Source organism: Rhizobium sp. BK251, assembly GCF_004345245.1.
In the GTDB taxonomy this organism is placed as follows: domain Bacteria; phylum Pseudomonadota; class Alphaproteobacteria; order Rhizobiales; family Rhizobiaceae; genus Rhizobium.
Genome location: NZ_SLUQ01000006.1, coordinates 378943 through 400177 on the forward strand (window position 1 = coordinate 378943; position 21235 = coordinate 400177).

Genomic DNA, 21235 nt, shown 5'->3' on the forward strand with positions numbered 1-21235 from the left:
GAACGGCGAAAAACGTCGTTCTATCCAACCTTGCGTTTGAGAAAGTCGCGGATCAGCGGCACCAGCTCGTCGGCCTTGTCCTCGAGCGCGAAATGGCCGGTGTCCAGGAGATGGAACTCCACTTCCGGCAGGTCGCGTTTGTAAGGGTGGGCGCCGTCGGCCGGAAAGATCTTGTCATTCTTGCCCCACACGATCAGCGTCGGCGGACGATGCTTGCGGAAATAGGCCTGGACATCCGGATAGAGGGGCAGATTTGTGCGGTAGTCGTAGAAGAGATCCATCTGGATTTCGGCATTGCCCGGCCGATCGAGCAGGGCCTGGTCATGCACCCAATTGTCCGGCGAGATGCGGCTGACGTCGGAAACGCCGTCGGTGTATTGAAACTTCGTCGTCTCGAGTTCCACCAGTACATAAAGCGCCTTGCGATGCGCTTCCGAATGATCCGACCAATAGGCCTTGATAGGGTCCCAGAACTCCTTCAGGCCCTCGTCGTAGGCGTTGCCGTTCTGGACGATGAGGCCGGTGATGCGCTCCGGATGCTTCAGCGCAAGCCGCCAGCCGACGGGCGCCCCATAGTCCATGACGTACATCGCGTAGCGATTGACGCCGACGTAATCGAGGAGCCTGTCGACGAGCTCGCCAAAGCGATCGAACGTGTAGGCGAACTTTGTGTGATCGGGCATGTCGCTCTGCCCGTAACCAGGATAATCAGGAGCAATCACGTGGTAGCGATCCGCAAGGGCGGGTATCAGATTTCTGAACATATGCGACGACGTCGGGAAGCCATGCAGCAGCAACACGACCGGAGCGTCTTTCGGACCCGCTTCGCGGTAGAAGATATTGATCCCGTCGATTTCCACGCTTCGATGGTGCGTCACTTGAGCCGACCTATTCGTTTCCTGAATCCCATTCATACGAACCTCCAGCGTTGAAACCATGTGTTGCGATATCAGCGCGTCCGTTCTCAGACGCCCTCGTAGACCAGCCGCGTGAAGAACGCGGGATCGATGACGAACTGGCCCCATTTCGCGTCGAAGGCCGCTGTCGGCTTGGCTGCGACCGTCTCGTCCCGTGATTTGCCTTGTTGCTTGAGCTTTGCGACGTTGTCGCGGATCGTCACGAGCATGTCGCGGAACTCCTGGAGTTCAGCCCTGTTGCTCACCGGCTTTCCATGGCCGGAAATGATGATCGTCTGGTCAGTCGTCGCGGCGAGATTGGCCTCGGACGCTGCGATCGTTCCGTCGATGCTGCCACCTGTCGAATAGTCGATGAATGGATAAATGCCGTTCCAGTAAGTATCGGCGAGATGGATGACGTCGGCCTCCGCAAACCTGACGGAAATGTCGCTGTCGGTGTGCGCGGGCCCGTAATATTTGAGATCGATCGACGCGCCGTTGAGCTTCAGGTGGTGCTCGTCGGCGAAGACTTCGGTCGGAAGCGCACCCGCAGACGAGGGAAGGAAATTGTAATCCCAGTCCTCGACACGCTGCACCTCGGAAAGATGCTTGCGGGTATTCTCCTGGGCGATGATCTTCGCGCCGGCCGAATGCAGCCATTCATTGCCGTCGGCATGGTCGAAATGCCAGTGGGTGTTTACAAGATGCGTGATGGGATCGCCGCCGAGAGCGGCAAGCGCCTCCGTGATCTGCGGGCGGGAAACGCCGATACCGGCGTCAATGAGCACTTTTCCGTCGGGGCCGGTAAGGACGACGATGTTGCCGCCCGAGCCTTCAAGCACGCTGATATTGTTGCGCAGCTTGTGCGTTACAATCGGTGAAACGGCGGCGCTGTCCTTGATGAGGCTGACAAGTCCTCGGGCTTCCGCGAATGCCTGGCGCGGCGTCGGCCAGAGGCCAGTGGCGGCGAAGGTTGCGCCGCCGATACAGCAGAGGCAAAAGCCACGTCGCGACAGGGTAGCTTCCTTCAAATGTGCCATGACTGCTTCGCCTCCTGCTGCGCTGGATTGCTAAGGTGAGTTTTTCCAAGGGTTGCTCGGGGCGAACTCCTTGGCGGTATCGGTCGACGGGCGGAATATGGATATGACATCTCGGCGGCCAGGATTCGGCTGCTGGCGGGCTTACTCAGTCTGCGTCTCGGATAAATGTCTCACGCAAGGCGTGATATCGGGCACTGTGGCCGGTGCCGGTTTCGGTCGCGAGTTTCGTGTGCAGGTATTTATAGGCGATTGTCGCCCATCGCGACAGCCCTTATGTTTGAAAGGTGGGTTTCCGAAAACCGGAAGGGCGACCCGGGTGGATCGTTTTGAGTTGATGTCGATAGTCGTTGCGATCGCCGAGGCGGGGAGCCTGTCGGCCGCATCCCGCAAACTCGGAAAGCCCATCGCCACGGTCAGCCGCAAGCTCGCCGAGCTGGAGGCACGACTGAATACCCAGCTTTTCCGGCGGACCTCGCGACAAATGGCGCTGACGGAGACGGGACGGTCGTACATCGAGGCCTGCAAACGCATCATCGACGATGTGGCCGACGCGGAACGGGAAGTGTCAGGCGAATACAGAATGCCGACCGGCGACCTGACGGTGACTGCGCCATGGGGGCTCGGACACATGCATCTATTGCCTGTCGCCTGCGAATTTCTGGAAGCCTACCCCGATATCACGCTGCGGCTGCTGCTCAGCGACCGCGTGATGAACCCGCTGGAGGATCGCATCGATGTCTCCATCCGCATCGGCAATCTCGCCGACAGCAGCATGATCGCGACGCGCATCGGCTCGGTGCGTTTCGTACTGTGCGCAAGCCCCGCATATATCGCTGTGCACGGCTGCCCCGCCTCACCCGGCGACCTGGAGAACCATGACTGCATAACCATTGACGAGATGGCCACTCCGCGCTCCTGGAGATTTGCCGTGCAGGGCAGCGACATCATGGCGCCCATACGATCCAGGCTCACGGTGAATACCTCGGAAGCTGCGGTCGAGGCCGCGCTGGCCGGTGCCGGCATCTGCCGCGTCATGTCCTACAAGATGGAAGCAGCAAGAAGAAAAGGCGACCTTGTCATCATGCTGGAGGAGTTCGAGCAGGAGCCATGGCCGGTACATATCATGTACACCGAACGCAAACCGGTGCCGCTCAAGCTGCGCGCCTTCCTCGACTGGATAACGCCGCGCCTCAAGACTCGGTTGAGCTAGCAGTCGAGAGCGTCGGTTGCGTGTGGGGAGAGCGGGATTGATGACTTCGCGCGGCACTTTTCGACCAAAAACGGAGGTGCACGCCGGGCAGACCTGCTTTTTAGCCCAGCGCTGCCACTTGCGAACTCGCGCGTGAGGCACGAAAATGTTACAGACCATTGATCGCGAAGCGATCGAGCTATAGGTTCGCAGTGCGGCAAGCAGCCGCGGAAACGACGAGGAGTTGTCATGCCCATCGGCACCGTTAAATTTTTCAATGAAGACAAAGGGTTTGGCTTCATTACGCCCGAGAATGGGGGAGCTGATGTGTTCGTGCATGTGTCTGCTTTGCAGCAGGCCAGTTCGCTGAGAGACGGACAGAAGGTGAGCTACGAGTTGGGCCAGGATCGCAAGACCGGAAAATCGAAGGCCGAAAACGTCACCGTGCTTTGATCACGTCAGTTGCTTTGGCCAGGAAACGCTCCGCCAGAGCAGCTTGCCACTGGTTTTCGGATTTTCGGACGGCGCAGTTGACTACTGCGCTCTGAGAGGATCCGAACCAGACCCCTTCAAATCGACTTAGGGCTCGAAGGCGCAGGTCGTTGCAGCGGAACTATGCTTTCCGCCGGCGGGGTAGTTGCAAATCTCCGATTTGATGTGTTCATGATCGCGACGCTGCATGCCTGCTTCGCTATCGGCTGGGTGTAGACTCTTGCCGATTTCTGGCAGAATGCAGCGTCGCATCGATCTCGCCAGAAGGTGTCCCGGACGGAAGATCCTTCCTTCCCGAGCTATATCCATTCGATCGAGAACCGCCCTCGGTCACCGTCTCTCATCATGCTCTTGAGGGTTCGAACCGCCGATCCCGCTTACGAGATCAACAGGACCTCTTGCTCTGCGGCTTGCGGGGGTAATCGATCCACCGCCTGGGCAGGAGCTGCGGTCTTGGTCGTGTCGCCTCAGCGGTGTCGTGCGAATAGACGCAGTGGGCCGACGCAAGTTCTGCGAGCCACCGACGTAGCCGCTCCCATGAAAAGCTGTATCTCATCCTCTCCCCCCATGGAGTATCATTGTCTGCGAATTTTCACGCGATCCGCTCTCGATGACCTACGGCCTATTGTCGATCGCAGCGCGCCATTCAAAAATCTCCGTGGACCCATAGATGCCATGAACGACAAATGGGTCGTCTAAACTAAACTCGCGCATTTCCGCGAGATCCGTGACCTCCGCGATTACGACACCGCCCACCTGATCGCCCTCTTCGTTAAAAATCGGTCCCGATTGCAGGACCTTGACCTTTCCCAAGCGGAGATACGCCTTGTGATCCTCAAGATACCGGGCGCGAGCCTCAGCGCTTCCCGGCGCCGAGAGTGACCTACGGATCGCAAGCATTCAATCTACTCCCAATTTCCTGCCTTGCCGCTGTAGTTCGAAATCACCGGCGCGGCCCTCGCCCCCCCGCGCTGGCATAGGCGCCGTGGTTTCCCACGCCTATTGCGGTGAGCACAATCACGCATCCGACCTGCATCGTCGTCCCTCGAAGTTCAGGCGGAGGCTGGTCGCTCGCCGCGATAGGCACGCGCAAGCAGGCCTGTCAGGGCATCCTTCTCCAGTGGCCGCGGGTTCCAATACGGGTTTGCCATCGCCTGCTCGATGGCAGCGCCGACACCCACTTCGGGCATGCCGAGGGATTGCAGCGACATGGATGCGCCGAGGCCCGAGGCAAGATCGTAGAGGCCGACGGCGGCATCATCCGAGCCGAGCGCCCTCGAAATGCGCTTCATCGCTTCAGGAGCGGCGTCCCGGTTATAGGCGACGGCATGCGGCAGGAGGGCGGTATGCATTGGCGCGTGCGGCAGGTTGAACATGCCGCCAAGCGTGTGGCACAGCTTGTGATGCAGCGCCATGCCGACAGAACCAAGGCAAACCCCGCAGAGCCAGGCGCCATACAATGCCGCAGCGCGGGCATTTTTGTTCTGAGCGTCATCTCGAATAAGCGTCAACGCGCGGGCAAGCGACGTGATGCCCTCCTCCGCGACCAGCGAGATGATCGGATTGGCATCGCGCGAGTAAAGCGCCTCGACGGCATGGGCGATCGCGTTGATACCGCTCGTCACCGAGAGGGAAACCGGAAGCGTCATGGTAAGATCGACGTCATAGATGATGACTTCGGGAAGGATGCGCGGATCGGATTTCGTGACCTTTCGGCCATTCTCCGTCTCTCCGAGGATCGGTGTCGCCTCCGATCCCGCATAGGTCGTCGGCACCACGATCTGCGGCAGGTCGGTGCGGAAGGCGATCGCCTTGCCGAGACCGGTCGTCGACCCGCCACCGATAGAGACGACGGCATCGGCCCGCAGCCGTTCGACGATCTGGAGTGCTTCGACGGTCACCTCTGTAGGGGTGTGCATTGTCGCCTTCGGATAGATACCGGCGAGGCGTGCCCCCAGGTGGCGGGCAATGATCTCCGCCTGGTCGGCCTGCTCCGGCGTCGATAGCACCAGCACCCGCTCAGCCGAGAGGCGCTCTGCTTCTTCCTCGAGCTTTGCGACAGCGCCGTGGCCGAAGATAACCCGGCCGGGATTGGCGTTGTAGACGAAGCTTTCCATGGTGATTATCCCTTCATCCGCTGCTGGGGTGTCGCGAGGACGAAGTCACAGGTAACAGCATCAAAGGGGTTCGGAAATCCGAGATCCGCCGCCTTTCGCGGGTCGTCGATCTTCGTGAAGTCCGCTATCAGATCCTCCTTCACGCCGAACACCGCATCCGAATGCAGGTAAGGGCAGTCGGGCGTGAAGATATGGGTCGTAATCGGCTCGTAGCCCTCGGCCCCGACGATGAAGTGAATGTGTGCCGGCCTGTAAGGGTGACGCCCCATCTGCCGCAGCAGCTTGCCGACCGGCCCGTCGTCGGGGATGGGATAGAATTTCGGCCTTACCGACTTGAACCAGTAGCGGCCGTCGCCGTCAGTGGTGAAGATCCCGCGCAGGTTCATGTCCGGCTGGATGCCTTTCTGCTGCACGTCGTAGAAGCCTTCATCGTTGGCCTGCCAGACATCGAGCATTGCCCCCGCGATCGGCCGTCCTTCCGTATCCGTCACCCGGCCGGTCACCAGCAGCGGCTCGCCCTTGCCGTCGAGGCATATATTCGCCCCGCTTTCATATCGCGGTGCATCCGAGACGTGGAAGGGACCGAGAACGGTGGTCTCGGTAGCTCCGGACGGCTTGCGGTTGTTGATCGCGTCGACCAGCATCGAGGCGCCGAGAATGTCGGACAGGAGGATAAACTCCTGCCGCCAGTCGTTGCACATGTGGCCCGTCTCGGTGAGGAACTGGATCGCCGTTTCCCATTCCTGCTGGGTCGGCTCAACTTCCTTCACCAGCGCATGCAGATGGCGAACGACGGCGGTCATGACCTCCTGCAGGCGAGGACTCATATCGCCGGCCATGCGGGCCAGCACCACCTCTTCCGATTTTCCCTCGGAGAAATAGCCGCTGGCGGCATCATGTGCGGCATGGTGATCAGTCATTGGCATGTTCTCCTGCAAGTGCTTCAAGGTATCACCCGATCCGCCCGGAGGCGGTCGAAGGCGTCGGTGAAGGACTCGATCGTATCCTGATAATCGAGAAAGCCGAGCTTTCGGCTCCGTCCCATGTCGTTGAACGTCTCGACTTCGCGACCAAGATCGGCGTCCGTATGCCAGAACGAGGCCACACGGGAGAGCGAATTGGGCTGGAGCCCACGCGCCTTGACGAGACGGTCCCAGACGGGTTCGGCATCTGCCATTTTCGCTTCGAGCGAATCCGGGCCGCCGGGATATTCTGCGGCCTCGATTCCGAAATAGTTGGCGAGCCGCGGCCAGAGCCATCTCCAGCGGAAGATTTCTCCATTGACGACGTTATAGGCTTGATCCGCCGCGGCAGGGGTCGTCGCTGCCCAGGCAAGGTGCCGGGCGAGCAGCCGCGCATCGGTGACGTCCGTGGCAGCCTGCCATTGCTGCGGCGAGCCGGGAAAGACGAACGGCATGCCGGTTTCCTTGCAGATCGATGCGTAGACTGCGAGCGTTGCCGCCATGTTCATGGCATTGCCGACCGCATAGCCGATCAGCGTGTGCGGCCGATGGACCGACCAGGTGAACTGCTCGCGCTTTGCCGCGGCAAAGACCTCGTCCTCCTGCACGTAGTAGAAATTCTCGTTCGGCAACCGCGGCTGCTCTTCCCGGAAAGGTGTCTCCGGAGCGGTCTTGGCATAGGCTTCGAACGGGCCGAGATAGTGCTTGGTGCCGGTCACGAGCGCGGCGTGCCGAATGCCGCGTCCGGCCAGCGCGTCGAGCACGTTGCGGACGATCGCACCGTTGACCCTGCAATTCTCCGCCTCGGTCGCCTGACGCGACCAGGCCGTGATGAACACGTGGCTTGGCCTGACGCCGGCGAGAGCGCCACGGACGGAATCCGGATCGGCGAGATCGCATCTTAGCGTATCGACACCGTCGATCGGACTGACGGATCGGGAAAGTCCCGAAACGCTCCAGCCACCTTTGGCCAGCAGATGTTGCGCGAGGTTGCTTCCGGTAATTCCGGTGGCGCCGACGATCAGGGCATGCTTGCTCATGTGCTCAACCATTCAAAAGGGTAATCTTGATGCTCTTCGTCGGATCCTGTCCGAAGGCGAAGGCCTGGACCGCGTCGGCCAAGGCAAAATCATGCGTCTGGATCGGCGAAAGGTCGAGACCGGTTTTTTCGAGGAAGCGAATGGCCGCTGGCCACACACCCGGCGACCCTATGCATCCGCGCACTGTCAGGTTCTTCATCTGGATCTGCCCCAGTACGACGGGAACCTTGCGGCCGATATTGATACCGACCATGGACATGCGCCCGTCCTCCCGGGCGTAGTCGAAGGCTGCGGCAAGAGATGCGTCGTGGCCGGATGCCTCGATGACGAGGTCGGCGCCCTTGCCTTCAGTCAGATCCCGGATCCGCTCTGCCGCTCCTCCGTCGGAAGGGTCGATGGCGATATCGGCGCCAAGCCGTATCGCGACGTCACGGCGCGATGCCAGGGGATCGACGACAATCACCCGCGCGCCCATGCCGATCGCTGCAGCCGCTGACACCAGTCCGATCGTTCCGCCGCCCGACACGACGACGGTCTCGCTCGCATTCGTGCCGCCGGAGCGAAGGACCGCGTAGAACCCGCATGTAAACGGCTCGATCAGCGCTGCCTTCTTGTCGTCGACGGCGTCGGGAAGCTTGTGCAACCACTCCGGATTGACCGCGAAATACTCCCGATCGGCACCACTCAGCGAGAAGCCGAAGTGGTGGAGCCGTTCAGGCGTTCGCACGACACATTCGCCGACGACCCGGTCGCCCTTGGCGAAGCCGGTGACGTTCCGCCCGACCTCGACAATCTCGCCGCTCCATTCATGGCCCGGCGTAACCGGATAGGAGATTGGGATGATATACCGGCCGGCAAGGAGCTCATAGTCCGAATGGCAGATGCCGACCGCCCGCGTCCGAACGAGCACCTCGTTCGGCGAAATTTCGGGCATGGCCGCGTCGATCACGACAGGTTTTTCCGGAGCTTCGAAAACAAGAGCCTTCATCATGTCCTCCTCAGACCGCTTCAACGGCACCCGTGCGCGCGGAGCGGACGATGGCCTCGAGCAATGCGATGTTGTTGATCATGTCCTCGCCGGTGATCGGATAGTCTCTCCTGCCGCGAACGGCTTGCGCAAAGGCCCGGAGATTGTCGCGCACCGGCTCGGCGGGCGCGACCTCGCGCACGGTGATCGGCCGGTCCTTCCAGCCCTCCGTGACGATCCAGCCGTCCGGAGCCTCGACATGCGCCTTGTCGCGCACTTCGATCCATCCGAGCGTGCCATATACCGCAAAGCGCGAGACGAAGGGTGTCGCGAGCGTCGCCGAAACATAGGCCGACCCACCGTTCCTGAAGCCGATATGAGCGCTCATCGTATCGCCCTGGGGAATCTTCGAGGCGAGGTTCTCGCAAATCACGCGAACGTCCCGTGCGGGGCCCATCAACTTGACGGCAAGGTCGGTCAGGTGAATGCCGGTCGCCGTCATTCCGCCGGCTGGCGCCTGGTCCGCCTTCAGGCGCCAGTTGGATGGATCGAGGCCGAGGAACTTGTCGTGGCTGAAATTCGCCTCGATCTGCAGCAGCCTGCCGAGCTTCCCCGTCTCGGCTGCCTTGAGAATCTCGGCGATCGGCGGCTCGAAGCGGCGCTCGTGCCCCATTCCCAACACCAGGCCGGCGTCCTTGCAAAGCGCCACCGATCTCTCGGCACCCCGCCTGGTCAGGGCGAGAGGCTTTTCGCAAAAGACGTGCTTGCCCGCCGCCACGACCTGCGCGATCTGCTCCTCATGGAGCGCGTGCGGTGTTGCAAGGACGACCGCCTCGATGCTGTCGTCTTCCACTGCTTCGGCAAGCTCGCCCGAGAACTGCAGTCCGAGCTCGTCCGCAAAGCCTCTCGCTTCCGGGTTCGGATCGACCGCGCGGGCGAAATGCATCTCGGCGCCACCGGCATTGACGAGGCTCGCCATCTTCTTGCCCCACCAGCCAAGGCCGACGATCGCGGCGATGACCGGTCTCTGTTCGAGCACTGTCATCGATTGTCCACCCGCTTGCTGAAGGGATGGATATTGACGGTCTTCCAGACACCCGCCTTGGTGAAGGGATCGGCGCGATTGAAGGCGACTACCTCTTCCTTGTTGTCTGCTTCGAGCAGGAACAGCGAGCCGATCATCGTCTCGTTGTCATCGGCGAGCAGCGGCCCGGAGATGACCGTCTTGGTCGATGCACTCGCCAGATAAGCCTTATGTGCATCGTAGTTGGCGAGGCGTTTTTCGACCGCGCCTTCGTGGTCGAGGCAATGAACGATGTAGTGCATGTTTCTTTTCCTTTCAAAATCAGGCGATGGAATAGCCGCCATCGACCATCAGCAGATGGCCGGTGATGCCGCTTGCGGCATTGGACAGGAGTAAGGCCACGGCAGAAGCGATCTCTTCCGGCTTGATCAGGCGGCCGACAGGGGTGTCGTCCATCCATTGGCGCATCACCGCCGGCTGGGTTCGGCCAACTTCGGCAAGCATGGCCGTGTCGGTGTAGCCGGGGCCGACCGCGTTGACGCGAACACCCGATCTTGCCCATTCCGCGGCAAGCACCTTGCACATATGGGCGACGCCGGCCTTCGAGACATCGTAACCGACGTGCAGTTCGGGACGGACAGCCTTCACGCCGGCAATCGAGGCAGTCATCACCACAGATCCTCGCCCGCGAGCGATCATCTGGCGCCCGAACGCCTGCACGGTCCAGAAGACCCCATCGAGATTGACCGACATGACGGTGCGCCAATCGGCCTCGCTGTGCTCGAGTGCCGGGCGCTCGTAGGAGATGCCGGCATTGGCGAAGATTCCGTCGATTTCGCCGACCTTTGCAGCGGCAGCCTCGACAGCCCCCTTGTCGGCAACGTTGAAGGTGATGCATTCGGCGCTGCCGCCGGCGGTGCGGAGGTCGTCGCGTGTCGTCTCGACCGCGTCATCCCGGTCGGCCGCGATGACGGTCGCCCCTAGCGCGGCGAGATAGGTGCAGGCGGCGCGGCCGATCCCGCCTGCCGCACCCGTCACGAGGACCTTGCGACCGCTCATGTCCATCGGGCTCATCATCGATCAGGCCTTCATGTTGACGAGGATCTTCATGTGGGAAGCAGTCGGATCGAGAAGCGCCTCGAAGCCCTTTTCGACCACGTCCTCCGGCGCGATCTGTGCAGTCACGATCTTTTCGACGGGGAAGATGCCGGCACCGATCATCTGGGCGATGCGGGGCCAGATCTGCACCGGATAGCACCAAGTTGCTTCGACGGTGATGTCCTTCAATGCCCAGAGCATCGCGTCAATGGCGGCGGGCCGCACATGAAGACCGACCTGCACGACGGTGCCCTGGCGCCGGACAGCCTTTGCGCAGAGATTGAGGGAAGCCTCGGCGCCAACGCATTCGAGCGCGACATCGACGCCGACGCCCTCCTCCGTATGCTCGCGGAAGAGCTTTGCCGTATCCGTCTCGCGCGGATCAAAGACGATCGCCTCCGGTACGAGCTGTTTTGCGAGCGCCCGGCGGTTCGGGTTGAGCTCTGATACGAAGATCGTCGTCGCACCCGCCGCCTTCGTGGCGAGCAAAACCAGCGCGCCGATCGGCCCGACGCCGGAGACGAGGACGGTGCTGCCTGTTCCGACCTTGCCGCGATCGACGCCATAGAGGGCAACAGCAGCAGGCTCGATCATCGCGGCCTGCACGTCCGTGACGCTGTCGGGGACGGGAAACACGTTGTAGCCGTTGACGACGGCCCTTTCACCCATGCCACCCCAGTCCCAGGACAGGCCGACGCAGGCCATCTTTTCGCTCAGGTGGAAGAGGCCGCGTCGACCGTAGTAGTCGTCGCGCGGCGAGATCAGCGGCTGTATCGAAACGCGCGATCCCGGCGATACATGAGTGACATCCTTGCCCGCCTCGATGACGCGCGCCGAAAACTCGTGGCCGAGGATTTGCGGAAGCCTTGCGCCGGAATAGACGTGCGGCTCCGCCGGCGTCACGATCGGACCCGCGACATATTCATGCAGATCCGTCCCGCATATGCCACAGACCAGCGGCTCGATAAGGACCATGTCGTCTGCGAGCGGCCCGCTCGGTGCAGGAACGTCCTCAACGCGAATGTCTTTCTTTGTGTAGTATCGTACGGCTTTCATGGGTATGTCCTTCTGGTCATTGGGCGGTGTAACCGCCGTCGCAGACAAGGCTGCTGCCGGTCACGAACCGGGCTTCGTCGGATGCGAGGAAAAGAACGCAGTTGGCAACGTCGACAGGTTCGCCAAGCGTCAGGGGATGTTTCGACGCCATCATCTCCAGGTAATGGTCGAGCCCGCCCGGATAGGTCTCCCCCGCCTTCATGAAGAGCGGTGTCTTGGTGGATCCCGGATGGACCGCATTGATGCGGATACCGAAGGGCGCGTAGCAGACGGCATCTGTCTTGGTCATCGCCAGCACGGCGCCTTTCGTTGCATGATAGGGCGGAAGATCGTCATTGCCGATGAGCCCGTAGATCGATGAGAAATTGACGATCGAGCCCGCCTTGGCTGACATCATCGGCTTTACGGCATGCTTGGTGCATAGAAAGACGCCGCGGACGTTGATCGCGAAGATCCGGTCCCATTCATCGACCGCCACCTCGTGGGCGAGCTTGTTGACGCCGGTGACCGCAGCGTTGTTGACCAGAACGTCCAGCTTGCCCCACCTAGCGACGACCTCTTCGATTGCCGGGGCGACCTCGCCCTCGTTGGAGACGTCGACCTTGTAGAAGGCGGCGTCGCCGCCTTCGTCCTCGATGGCCCTTGCAACGCGTGCACCTTGCTCGGCGCTGACGTCGAAGATCGCAACCTTCGCGCCCTCCTGCGCAAACCTGTGGCACGTCGCTTCGCCGATGCCCGTGCTTCCGCCGGTGATGATCGCCACCTTGTCCTTCAGACGCGACATAAATTCTCTCCTCCGCTCTAGATAAGCACCATACCGCCATCCACCATGACGGTCTGGCCGGTGATGTAGTCCGATGCCTCGGACGCCAGGAACGTCGTGACGCCGGTGATGTCCTTCGGTACGGAGACCCGCCCGAGAAGGATCGACTGCGAAAATTCGTTGATCGCCTGCTCCGGCTTGGACGTAAGCCCATGCTCCATGAACTCACGGTCGAGCTGCTGCCAGAGTTCCGTCGCAACCACGCCGGGGCCGAAGCAGTTGACGGTGATCCTGTGCTCCGCGAGTGCCCGGGCCGCCGCCTGCGTGATGGCGACGACGGCAAATTTAGACGCGCAATAATGTGCAAACAGCGGGTATCCCTGCTTGCCCGCGATCGACGCGGTGTTGATGATCTTGCCGCCATCGCCCTGGGCAATCATCTGCCTGGCAGCCTCCTGCGTTCCGATCAGCACGCCCAACCCATTGATCTTCATGATCCGGTTGAAATCGTCCTCCGTGACGTCGAGAAACGGGCAGGTCTGGCTGATACCGGCATTGTTGAACATGACGTCCAGACGGCCATATTGCCGAACCGTCTTGTCGATCAACGCCTTCACGCTGGCGCGCTCGGACACGTCGACACCGGCCGCAATCGCCTCGCCACCGGCAGCCTTGATCTTCGCTGCAAGCGTGCCGGCAGCATCCAGATTGATGTCGGCGATGACGACCTTTGCGCCCTTGTCCGCAAGGTCGGCCGCTATTGCCGCGCCTATCCCGCGGCCGGAGCCTGTAACGATGACAACTTTGTTCACTTCGGACTTTCCCATGAACATCCTCCTCCAATTTTAGCGAACGGTGCGAACATAGAGGCTCGCGGCGACAATGATCACGATGCCCTTGACGATGATCTGAAGCTGCACCGGCATGCCGACCATCACCACCGCGTTGGACAGCACCACCAGGATCGCTGCGCCCGCGAGTGCGCCGATGACCGAACCTCGCCCGCCGGAGAGCGCGACACCGCCCATGACAGCCGCAACGATCGAGTCCAGCTCGAAGCCGCGGCCGACGAAATTGTCGACGACACCGACGAATCCCGAGAGCACCAGACCGGCGATTGCGGCCAGCACGCCGCAGATGACGTAACAGAGGATGATGATGCGATCGGCGGAGATGCCGACAAGGCGCGCCGTGATCGGGTTGCCGCCGGTAATGTAGACGCGGCGGCCGAACGCGGCGCGGTGCAGGAGGAGCGCAAAGACGGCGGCCGCGGCCACCATGACAACAAGATTATAGGGAACGCCCCAAAACGTGCCGGCGCCGAGCGCGCGGAAAACGGGCGGCACGTTGCCCGAGGGCGCCCCTTGCGTCCAGGCAAAGCGCAGCCCCTGCAGCACGATCATCGTGGCGAGCGTGGCCAGGAAGGGCGAGACGTTGCGTTTGGTTACAAGCAGGCCGTTCGCCATTCCCGTTGCCGCTCCCATCAGGATGCAGCAAAGGATCACCAGCGGCGCGTCGCCGTCCAGGCCGCTGAAGCTGGTGGCAATGACTGCAGCCGTCGCCATTACCGAGGCGACGGAGAGATCCAGCCCACGCACGAGAATGACGAATGTCTGGCCGATCACCACGATGCCCAGCGGTGCAAGCTGCATCAGCATGTTGGAGACATTGGCCCCGCTGATGAAAGCCGGGCTCGCGATGGTCGCCGCGACGATCGCAAGCACCAGGAAGATGAAGATTCCGTAGGACTTGGCGATGGCAAGAACACTGATGTTCGACGCTGTGCGCGCCATCGCGGCACTCTCGTTGACATCCGCAACGTTCATCATGCGACCCTCCGCTTTTCAACGTAGACAGAAACCGCCGCGATGATCACCAGCCCCTGCGCAACGAGCTGGAAGTGCGTCGAGACGTCGAGGAAGTTGAGGAGATTGTTCAGCAGCGAGACCAGATAGACGCCAAGCAGCGTTCCCATGACGCCCCCTCGCCCGCCAGCCAGCAATGTTCCGCCGACCACGACCGGGGTGATGGACGACAGCGTATAGTTGGCGCCGGTATAGGGCTGGCCCACGCCGAAGCGGCTGACGAGATAGACGGCAGTCAGGGCGGCAAACAGGCCTGACAGCGAGTAGACGCCGACGATGACGCCCGTCTTCGGCAGGCCCATCAGCACTGCAGCCTGCGGGTCGTCGCCGACAGCATACACATAGCGACCGCTTCTGGTGTTCCGCAGCAGGAGAGCAGTCACGACAAAGAGAAAGAGGACAAACGTCGCGCCGACCGACAGTCCGCCGGCAAGACGGCCGTAGGCGAAATAATCGAAGTTCAGCGGCACCTTGCCGACGGGGCCGAGACCGTAGAGCAGCGCGATGCCTTGAAGGACGGCGCCGGTACCCAGCGTGACTATCAAGGGGTGCACGCCGGTGAGGATGATGACGCCGCCATTGACCGCACCAATCACGGCACCGAGCAGAAGAACGCCTGCGACGACCGGGATAACCATGCTCTGATCGCCATTGATCAGGCCGGACGTGAGCATCGAGGCAAGGCTGATGATCGAGCCTACGGAAAGGTCGATGCCTCCAGTCAGTACCGTCAGCGTCTGGCCGAGGCTGACGAGCGCGAGCCCCGTCGATTGCTCATAGACGTTGAGGATGTTGTTTGCGGTGGCGAAGCGGTCGGAAACCCCAAGACCGATCAGGAACAGCAGGACAAGCAGCCCGACGACCACGGCCAGGCCGGCGCGCGGGCCGCTGAAAAAGCGAAGGCTGGTGGATGCGATAGTGCTCATGACGATCTCCTCAAGCGGCCGCGTGATGCGTCGCAAGGCCAACGACAGCTTCTTCGTTGATCTCGTGAGCGAGTAGTTCGCCGGTGATCGCCCCCTCGCGCATGACGATGACACGATCCGACATGCCGACGATCTCGGGCAGTTCCGATGAGATCATCAGGATAGCAATCCCGCGGTTCGCGAGATCCTGCATGATGCGATAGATTTCGGCCTTGGCACCGACATCGACGCCACGGGTCGGCTCGTCGAGGATCAGCACTCTCGTGCTGGTCCTCGCCCAGCGGGCGACAATCACCTTCTGCTGGTTGCCGCCGGACATCAACGAGACGGCCGTCGACGGGCCGCGACATGCAATCCTGTAGTTCTCGATCTCCGCGCGGGCGATGTCGCCCTCCATCTTCCGGTCGATGAGGCCCATGCGCGTCACGCTAGGCAAGGTCGATGCCGTAACGTTTGCTGCGATATCGAGAAGCATTGCGAGGCCCTGCCCCTTCCGATCCTCGGTCACCAGGCCGACACCCTCAGCAATCGCGCGCGCCGGTGTCATGGAGGCAATCTCCCTGCCATCCACGAAGATCTGCCCGCCGGACTTCTGCAGAGCGCCGAATATCCCGAAGGCGAGTTCCGACCGGCCGGATCCGACCATCCCGGCGAGGCCAGTGATCTCGCCGGCTCTAAGGACGATTGACGCGGACCTTACATGGCCCGGAACGCTGAGATCCCGCGTCTCGAGCACGACAGGGCGCTCGGTCGCCGGCCGGCGCTGCGGAAACAGCTCGGACAACGATCGTCCAACCATAAGGGCGATGAGCTGATCACGATTGACCGCGGAGACGTCGCGCGTCGCCACGTATTTTCCATCCTTGAGGACCGTCACCCGATCGCAGAGCGCGAAGATCTCCTCGAGGCGATGGGAGATGTAGATGATGGCAACGCCTGCGTCGCGCAGCCCGCGAAGACGCCGGAAGAGAACATCGACCTCGTGCCCGGATATCACGGCAGTCGGTTCATCAAGAATGAGCAGCTTGACGTCGTGGACCAGCGCCTTGGCGATCTCCACCATCTGCTGGTCGGCGACGGAAAGGTCTTTGACGAGCGCCTTCGGATCGATCTGCAGTCCGAACCTGGCAAGAAGCTCCTGCGCATCCTTGGCCGTCTTGCGGTGGTCGATCAGCCCGAGGCGGTTTCTGCGTTCATGCCCGATGAAGATATTCTCGGCGACGGTCAGATGCGGAAAGAGCACGAACTCCTGATAGATGACGTGGATGCCGCCTTCCTTCGCGTCTCGCGGCTTCGCCCAGCGCATCTCTTTTCCGTCGAACCTGATGACCCCGCTGTCCGGCTGATGCACTCCGGCGATAATGCGCGTGAGCGTCGACTTGCCCGCGCCGTTCTCTCCGACAAGAGCGTGTATCTCTCCGGCGCGGACGTCGAGCTGCATGTCCGTCAAGGCGCGGACGCCTGGGAACGACTTGGATATTCCGTCGAGTGACAACATTGCCTGATCCTCGCGAGACTCTGGAAAAATCGACGGGGGCATTTTCGCCCCGCCGAACGCCTGGGAGGTTATTGCGGGTAAGCGATCTTGAAGGTCGTCGGGTTGTAGTCCGGACCCATGCCGCCGGTGACCAGCATGTCGGCCGGCGCGTTCGGAAGCACCATGTCCTTGATCTGAAGGTCCGGGTGGATCGAGGGCGTCTCGTCCCCGTCCGTGGTGGCGATCTGCGCGTTGATCTCATAGGTACAGGGAACTTGCGCGCCGGCGAGCACCTTGAGCGCCACATCGATGGCGGTGCCGCCCATGGCCGGGGGATATCCGACCTCAAGCATCGGCACCTTGTATTTCAGGGCCATCTGAAGCGGTCCGTTGACATCGGATGTCGTATGCGGCGGGATCTCACCGGGCTTGAAGCCGGCTTCTAGGAAGGCTTCGATCGAGCCTGGCGTCTGCAGGCCATGCGTGGAGAGCACGGCGTTGATGTCCTTGCCGTATTTCGAGATCACCGCCTGCATGACCTGCTTACCCTTGACCGGGCTCCAGTCGGAATAGACGGTGTCCAGGATTTTGATATCCGGATACTGGTTCAAGACCTGCATGGCGGCTTTCACGCGTAGTTCGTTGGGGCTGGATCCGGCCTGGCCGCCAAGGATCACGATGTTGCCCTTGCCATGCAGCTTTTCGACGATCCACTGCGCAAAGAGGCGCCCCATCATCGCGTCCGATGCCGTGACGAAGGTCACGAAATTGTCGGAAGAGACGCGACGGTCGACCATGACGACGGGAATGCCGCGCTCCATGGCGCGCGAGACGGCCGGATCGACGGCCTGTTCAGTATTGGCGCTGACAACGAGGAGATCGACGCCGCGCGAGATGAGGTCCTGGATGTCGGAGACCTGCTTTGCATCGTCATGGCCTGCGTCAGTGATCAGCAACTGCTTGATCTGGTCCTTGTGCTCGAAGGCGGCCTTTTCCATCGAGTGCAGCATGACGACGCGCCAGCTGTCGCCAAGGCCGGCATTGGAGAAGCCGATCACATAGGGGCCGTCCTTCTTGTATTGCGAAGTATCCTTGAAGCAAACATCGAGCGATGGGTTAAAAAGGAAGGTTCGCGGAACACCGGCATAGGTGTCGGCGAACGCAGATGCGGTGCTCGACAGCAAAGCGAGCGAAGTAAATATACCGATAACTTTGGTTTTCATGATCAATCCTCCTCCTGTATCTTAGTCAAACCGCGATGCAACAAAGTATCCATCCCGAAACGATCAACGCCTCAGGGTATGTCTCTCTGTTGACGGCCTGTATTCCTCCCTTAGGAACCGCCGTGCGATCCGAAGAGAAAGCTAAGGGATGAACCACATCTCTCACAAACCTATAATTATCCAAAATGGATATTTTAGAGCGCGCATTCTATTTCCGCCTCGCCATACTGAAGCTGTGGGGGAGTGACACGCGCTCAGCATCGGCGGAACAAGACCGTGTGATCGCGCACGCCTCCTCGAGAAAAGCAGCATTGATAGCTTCACGTCAGGGCAATCCCTGGCACGGAAGGGAGGTCCAGGATGAGTGAAACATTGAGGGTCGGATGGGCCGGCATAGGCAAGATGGGGGCTCCCATGAGCCGGCGTGTACTGGATGCCGGTTACGCGCTATCCGTATTTGAACCATTGCCGGAGAACCGCGCAACGATTGTCGCGGAAGGCGCCAATGTCGCCCATTCGCTGGAGGATCTCGCGACCGCCTCCGATGTCGTGGTGTTGACGATTCCGAACGATGCCGTCCTTCGCGATCTGGTGCTTGCCAAGGGCGCCCTGGCGGATGCCCTGAGACCCGGCCAGATCCTCATGGAAATGAGCACGGTATCGCCCGAAATATCGGCAGAGGTGAGTGCTGCGCTAGGCGCGCGCGGTGTCGCCTATCTTCGTGCGCCGGTATCGGGCAGCACGATCACAGCCTCCTCCGGGAACCTCTCGGTGATGGTGTCAGGGCCTGATGATGCCTATCGCAAGGTCGAGCCGATGCTGTCATGCTTCGCCTCACGGCAGTTCTATCTCGGGCAGGGGGAAGAGGCTCGCTATCTGAAGCTTGTCCTCAACGCGCTGGTCGGCGCTACCGCTGCCCTCCTGGGCGAGGCGCTGACGCTCGGACTGAAGGGCAATCTCTCCGTCGAGACGATGCTGAGCGTCATCTGCGAAAGCGCCGTAGCGTCCCCGTTGATCGCGTATAAACGCGACCTGTTGGTCAACCGCAACTTCGACCCGGCCTTCTCCGTCTCGCAAATGATGAAGGATTTCGACCTCATTCTCGCAGCGGCAAAGTCAGACCATGTACCGATGTATCTGGCCTCCATGATCCGGCAGCAATACGAAGCCGCCTATACGGATGGGCTCGCCGACAAGGATTTCTTTGTCCTGTTCGAACAATACGAAAGGCTGGCGGGTCTTTCGCCACGCGAAGACCGTCCGCAGCAAAATCTCAAGGCGGTCTGAATACACTCTTCAATCTTGCGTTTTCCTGTCTAAATTCGTTCTGAATGGATGCGCGACGGCGAGGAGACCGACGTGAACGAATACGAGATGCTGCGCGTGATCGACTTCCTGGAGAAGACGCGCCGCCCCTTCAGGGAGGTCGTGGAGATCTCCGACGACGATGCGATCTGGAGGATCGTGACGTACCTCATAAGATCGCACATTCTGAGCCAGAGCGTTTCCATCTCGACGCTCGGGCAGGAATCCGGCCTGCCCTACGCAACGTCGATGCGGCTGATTAACCGGCTGATCGACACAGGCTACATCCAGCGGATCGCCAAGGGAACGACAGGAAAGAGCTTCGCGCTGCAGCCGAGCGATCGTCTACTGACCTCCTTCCAGACATATGCGCGCAAGACGAAGTCGCTGCTGGCGCAAACGCTGGGCCTGCGCGCGGGCGAAGAGGAGGACGAGTATTATTTCGGGGGGACGCCACTCGGGTCCCAGATCATCCCACCCATGCGCCTGCTGCAGAAGCGGGCGGAGTCGCACGTCGAATTGCGATTCCTGCTGAACGACGACAATTACTTCTCCGCCATGCGCAACATGTGGGCGGACTTCCGCAACAACCTTGCCTCCCGCAAGAACTTCGATCTTCTGCCCTTGCCCGATCTCTATCGGCGTGCGCGCGAGAACGGCAGCAAGCCGGTCTCGGATTACGATGTCATCGCCATCAACATGCCGTGGCTCGGGGAATTCGCGGAGAGCGGCATCGTTCGACCCATCGATACCTATATTCAAAAGACCGGCATCAACCCCCTCGACTTCCACCCATCCATCTGGTCCACGGCCACATGGGAGGGAAAGGACTACGGCGTGCCGGGCTACTGCACGATCGGGATCCTGGCGGCGCGAAAAGATCTCTTTGGCGATGCGGACTTGCCATTCCCAAAGACCTTCGACGACGTGATCGCCACCGGCAGGCGATTTCATGCACCCGAGAACGGAATGTTCGGGGCGGTCTGGGACGGGGCGCGAGGCATGCCGATCGCGTCGAGCTTTCTGTTCTTCCTGGGTGCCTGCGGTCAGCCGGCAATTTCGCTCCGGAAGACCCGGTCGGGTTTCACGCTCGATGGTGTCGATCCGGACGAGCTGAGCTGTACGATCATGTCGGAGGCAGGCTTAGCAGCATTGGACTTCATGCGGAGGCTCCTGGAAATATCGCCGCCCAACATCCTCGAGATGGCCTGGGACCGGACGCTCGAAATATTCCTCAAAGGCCACGCGAGCCTTGGCTATTTCTGGACCATGAGGACGGCCCGCTTCGAATATGACGTCCAGTCTGTCGTGAAGCGGCGCGTGGAATACCTGCCCCAACCCTCCGGGCCGGGCGGCACGAGAGCTTCGCCGATCGGCGGCTTTCTCTTTTGTATTCCCACGAATCTTCCCGACGAACGCGTTGAACTCGCTGCCGACGCCATTGCCTGGATGGCATCGCGCGAGGCGATGAAGGCCCATGTGAAGAATGGATTTCCGGTCGCGCCCCGTTTTTCGGTCAGCGCCGATCCGGAAGCGGCGGCGAGCTCGCCAATCGTGCGGTTCGTCGATCAGCTGGCCAAGAAGAACCTTCTCCACACATGGCAGCGCCCCAATATTCCGCAATACACCACGATCGAAAAGGTGCTGGGCGCCGAGATCCACGATGCGCTTGCCGGAAACAAGTCCCCGAGAGCTGCTCTTGAAAATGCAGCTGCGCTGATAGAGTCCGGTTTGAAATCCGGGCATAAGAAGAGGCCGAGGCAACAGGCGATCTAGGCGATCTCCCTGCCTTGTC

The 21235-nt window shown here is 61.1% G+C and carries 21 protein-coding genes; 4 read left to right on the forward strand and 17 right to left on the reverse strand.

All coding sequences use genetic code 11. The features are described from left to right. Window positions 1-20: 20 nt before the first annotated feature. Both EV286_RS17335 and EV286_RS17340 read right to left on the reverse strand, forming a co-directional pair. Window positions 21-914: an alpha/beta hydrolase gene (locus tag EV286_RS17335; RefSeq protein ID WP_245500739.1), complete on the reverse strand. Its 894-nt coding sequence runs from the start codon at window positions 912-914 to the stop codon at window positions 21-23. A gap of 50 nt (window positions 915-964) precedes the next feature. After that, window positions 965-1936, reverse strand: a complete 972-nt coding sequence (locus EV286_RS17340) for an MBL fold metallo-hydrolase (RefSeq protein WP_132958390.1) — start codon at window positions 1934-1936, stop codon at window positions 965-967. 316 nt (window positions 1937-2252) lie between these two features. Between EV286_RS17340 and EV286_RS17345 the strand changes: the two genes are divergently transcribed. Further along, window positions 2253-3146 carry a LysR family transcriptional regulator gene (locus EV286_RS17345; RefSeq protein ID WP_132958391.1) on the forward strand — a complete coding sequence of 298 codons (894 nt, stop codon included), beginning with the start codon at window positions 2253-2255 and terminating at the stop codon, window positions 3144-3146. 228 nt (window positions 3147-3374) lie between these two features. Beyond that, the gene (locus EV286_RS17350) at window positions 3375-3578 is read left to right on the forward strand and encodes a cold-shock protein (protein ID WP_132958392.1); all 204 of its coding nucleotides are present in this window, start codon (window positions 3375-3377) and stop codon (window positions 3576-3578) included. 654 nt (window positions 3579-4232) lie between these two features. Here the strand turns inward: EV286_RS17350 and EV286_RS17355 are convergent. From EV286_RS17355 to EV286_RS17425, 15 genes are all read right to left on the reverse strand, one after another. After that, window positions 4233-4517 (reverse strand): YciI family protein, encoded by a 285-nt coding sequence (locus EV286_RS17355; protein WP_132958393.1) that lies wholly within the window; start codon window positions 4515-4517, stop codon window positions 4233-4235. A gap of 152 nt (window positions 4518-4669) precedes the next feature. Then, the gene (locus EV286_RS17360; protein WP_132958394.1) at window positions 4670-5734 is read right to left on the reverse strand and encodes a maleylacetate reductase; all 1065 of its coding nucleotides are present in this window, start codon (window positions 5732-5734) and stop codon (window positions 4670-4672) included. Window positions 5735-5739: 5 nt separating this feature from the next. Then, the gene (locus EV286_RS17365) at window positions 5740-6654 is read right to left on the reverse strand and encodes an intradiol ring-cleavage dioxygenase (protein ID WP_132958395.1); all 915 of its coding nucleotides are present in this window, start codon (window positions 6652-6654) and stop codon (window positions 5740-5742) included. A gap of 23 nt (window positions 6655-6677) precedes the next feature. Next, window positions 6678-7736 (reverse strand): SDR family oxidoreductase, encoded by a 1059-nt coding sequence (locus tag EV286_RS17370; RefSeq protein ID WP_132958396.1) that lies wholly within the window; start codon window positions 7734-7736, stop codon window positions 6678-6680. A gap of 4 nt (window positions 7737-7740) precedes the next feature. Then, on the reverse strand, window positions 7741-8724 hold the full coding sequence (locus EV286_RS17375) for a zinc-binding dehydrogenase (protein ID WP_132958528.1): 984 nt from the start codon (window positions 8722-8724) through the stop codon (window positions 7741-7743). 10 nt (window positions 8725-8734) lie between these two features. Further along, on the reverse strand, window positions 8735-9748 hold the full coding sequence (locus EV286_RS17380; RefSeq protein WP_132958397.1) for a Gfo/Idh/MocA family oxidoreductase: 1014 nt from the start codon (window positions 9746-9748) through the stop codon (window positions 8735-8737). After that, window positions 9745-10029, reverse strand: a complete 285-nt coding sequence (locus EV286_RS17385; protein WP_132958398.1) for a YciI family protein — start codon at window positions 10027-10029, stop codon at window positions 9745-9747. Before EV286_RS17385 ends, EV286_RS17380 begins: the two co-directional genes overlap by 4 nt. 19 nt (window positions 10030-10048) lie before the next feature. Beyond that, entirely contained in the window at window positions 10049-10804 is a 756-nt protein-coding gene (locus EV286_RS17390; RefSeq protein ID WP_132958399.1) for an SDR family oxidoreductase, read from the reverse strand. Between the two features lie 3 nt (window positions 10805-10807). Next, entirely contained in the window at window positions 10808-11881 is a 1074-nt protein-coding gene (locus EV286_RS17395) for a 2,3-butanediol dehydrogenase (RefSeq protein ID WP_132958400.1), read from the reverse strand. 16 nt (window positions 11882-11897) lie between these two features. Beyond that, complete coding sequence (locus EV286_RS17400; RefSeq protein WP_132958401.1) at window positions 11898-12665, reverse strand: SDR family oxidoreductase; 768 nt, start codon at window positions 12663-12665, stop codon at window positions 11898-11900. Between the two features lie 17 nt (window positions 12666-12682). Then, on the reverse strand, window positions 12683-13471 hold the full coding sequence (locus EV286_RS17405; RefSeq protein ID WP_132958402.1) for a glucose 1-dehydrogenase: 789 nt from the start codon (window positions 13469-13471) through the stop codon (window positions 12683-12685). A gap of 18 nt (window positions 13472-13489) precedes the next feature. After that, window positions 13490-14473, reverse strand: coding sequence for an ABC transporter permease (locus EV286_RS17410; protein ID WP_245500740.1), 984 nt, complete (start codon window positions 14471-14473; stop codon window positions 13490-13492). Beyond that, window positions 14470-15435 carry an ABC transporter permease gene (locus tag EV286_RS17415; RefSeq protein WP_132958403.1) on the reverse strand — a complete coding sequence of 322 codons (966 nt, stop codon included), beginning with the start codon at window positions 15433-15435 and terminating at the stop codon, window positions 14470-14472. Before EV286_RS17415 ends, EV286_RS17410 begins: the two co-directional genes overlap by 4 nt. A gap of 10 nt (window positions 15436-15445) precedes the next feature. After that, window positions 15446-16933 (reverse strand): sugar ABC transporter ATP-binding protein, encoded by a 1488-nt coding sequence (locus tag EV286_RS17420; protein ID WP_132958404.1) that lies wholly within the window; start codon window positions 16931-16933, stop codon window positions 15446-15448. Between the two features lie 68 nt (window positions 16934-17001). Continuing rightward, entirely contained in the window at window positions 17002-18135 is a 1134-nt protein-coding gene (locus tag EV286_RS17425; RefSeq protein WP_132958405.1) for an ABC transporter substrate-binding protein, read from the reverse strand. Between the two features lie 360 nt (window positions 18136-18495). Here EV286_RS17425 and EV286_RS17430 point away from each other — a divergent pair, with 360 nt between their 5' ends. Together EV286_RS17430 and EV286_RS17435 are read left to right on the forward strand one after the other, a co-directional pair. Beyond that, window positions 18496-19422: an NAD(P)-dependent oxidoreductase gene (locus tag EV286_RS17430; RefSeq protein WP_132958406.1), complete on the forward strand. Its 927-nt coding sequence runs from the start codon at window positions 18496-18498 to the stop codon at window positions 19420-19422. A 72-nt stretch (window positions 19423-19494) separates the two neighbouring features. After that, a complete protein-coding gene (locus tag EV286_RS17435) occupies window positions 19495-21216 on the forward strand; it encodes an extracellular solute-binding protein (protein WP_165932871.1) in 1722 nt (573 codons plus the stop codon). Window positions 21217-21235: the final 19 nt, after the last annotated feature.

What these genes read in the sequence shown, in the direction of transcription:
- EV286_RS17335 (WP_245500739.1), bottom strand. Translation starts at nt 914, where the DNA reads ATGAATGGGATTCAGGAAACGAATAGGTCGGCTCAAGTGACGCACCAT.
- EV286_RS17340 (WP_132958390.1), bottom strand. Translation starts at nt 1,936, where the DNA reads ATGGCACATTTGAAGGAAGCTACCCTGTCGCGACGTGGCTTTTGCCTC.
- EV286_RS17350 (WP_132958392.1), top strand. Translation starts at nt 3,375, where the DNA reads ATGCCCATCGGCACCGTTAAATTTTTCAATGAAGACAAAGGGTTTGGC.
- EV286_RS17355 (WP_132958393.1), bottom strand. Translation starts at nt 4,517, where the DNA reads ATGCTTGCGATCCGTAGGTCACTCTCGGCGCCGGGAAGCGCTGAGGCT.
- EV286_RS17360 (WP_132958394.1), bottom strand. Translation starts at nt 5,734, where the DNA reads ATGGAAAGCTTCGTCTACAACGCCAATCCCGGCCGGGTTATCTTCGGC.
- EV286_RS17365 (WP_132958395.1), bottom strand. Translation starts at nt 6,654, where the DNA reads ATGACTGATCACCATGCCGCACATGATGCCGCCAGCGGCTATTTCTCC.
- EV286_RS17370 (WP_132958396.1), bottom strand. Translation starts at nt 7,736, where the DNA reads ATGAGCAAGCATGCCCTGATCGTCGGCGCCACCGGAATTACCGGAAGC.
- EV286_RS17375 (WP_132958528.1), bottom strand. Translation starts at nt 8,724, where the DNA reads ATGAAGGCTCTTGTTTTCGAAGCTCCGGAAAAACCTGTCGTGATCGAC.
- EV286_RS17380 (WP_132958397.1), bottom strand. Translation starts at nt 9,748, where the DNA reads ATGACAGTGCTCGAACAGAGACCGGTCATCGCCGCGATCGTCGGCCTT.
- EV286_RS17385 (WP_132958398.1), bottom strand. Translation starts at nt 10,029, where the DNA reads ATGCACTACATCGTTCATTGCCTCGACCACGAAGGCGCGGTCGAAAAA.
- EV286_RS17390 (WP_132958399.1), bottom strand. Translation starts at nt 10,804, where the DNA reads ATGATGAGCCCGATGGACATGAGCGGTCGCAAGGTCCTCGTGACGGGT.
- EV286_RS17395 (WP_132958400.1), bottom strand. Translation starts at nt 11,881, where the DNA reads ATGAAAGCCGTACGATACTACACAAAGAAAGACATTCGCGTTGAGGAC.
- EV286_RS17400 (WP_132958401.1), bottom strand. Translation starts at nt 12,665, where the DNA reads ATGTCGCGTCTGAAGGACAAGGTGGCGATCATCACCGGCGGAAGCACG.
- EV286_RS17405 (WP_132958402.1), bottom strand. Translation starts at nt 13,471, where the DNA reads ATGGGAAAGTCCGAAGTGAACAAAGTTGTCATCGTTACAGGCTCCGGC.
- EV286_RS17410 (WP_245500740.1), bottom strand. Translation starts at nt 14,473, where the DNA reads ATGATGAACGTTGCGGATGTCAACGAGAGTGCCGCGATGGCGCGCACA.
- EV286_RS17415 (WP_132958403.1), bottom strand. Translation starts at nt 15,435, where the DNA reads ATGAGCACTATCGCATCCACCAGCCTTCGCTTTTTCAGCGGCCCGCGC.
- EV286_RS17420 (WP_132958404.1), bottom strand. Translation starts at nt 16,933, where the DNA reads ATGTTGTCACTCGACGGAATATCCAAGTCGTTCCCAGGCGTCCGCGCC.
- EV286_RS17425 (WP_132958405.1), bottom strand. Translation starts at nt 18,135, where the DNA reads ATGAAAACCAAAGTTATCGGTATATTTACTTCGCTCGCTTTGCTGTCG.
- EV286_RS17430 (WP_132958406.1), top strand. Translation starts at nt 18,496, where the DNA reads ATGAGTGAAACATTGAGGGTCGGATGGGCCGGCATAGGCAAGATGGGG.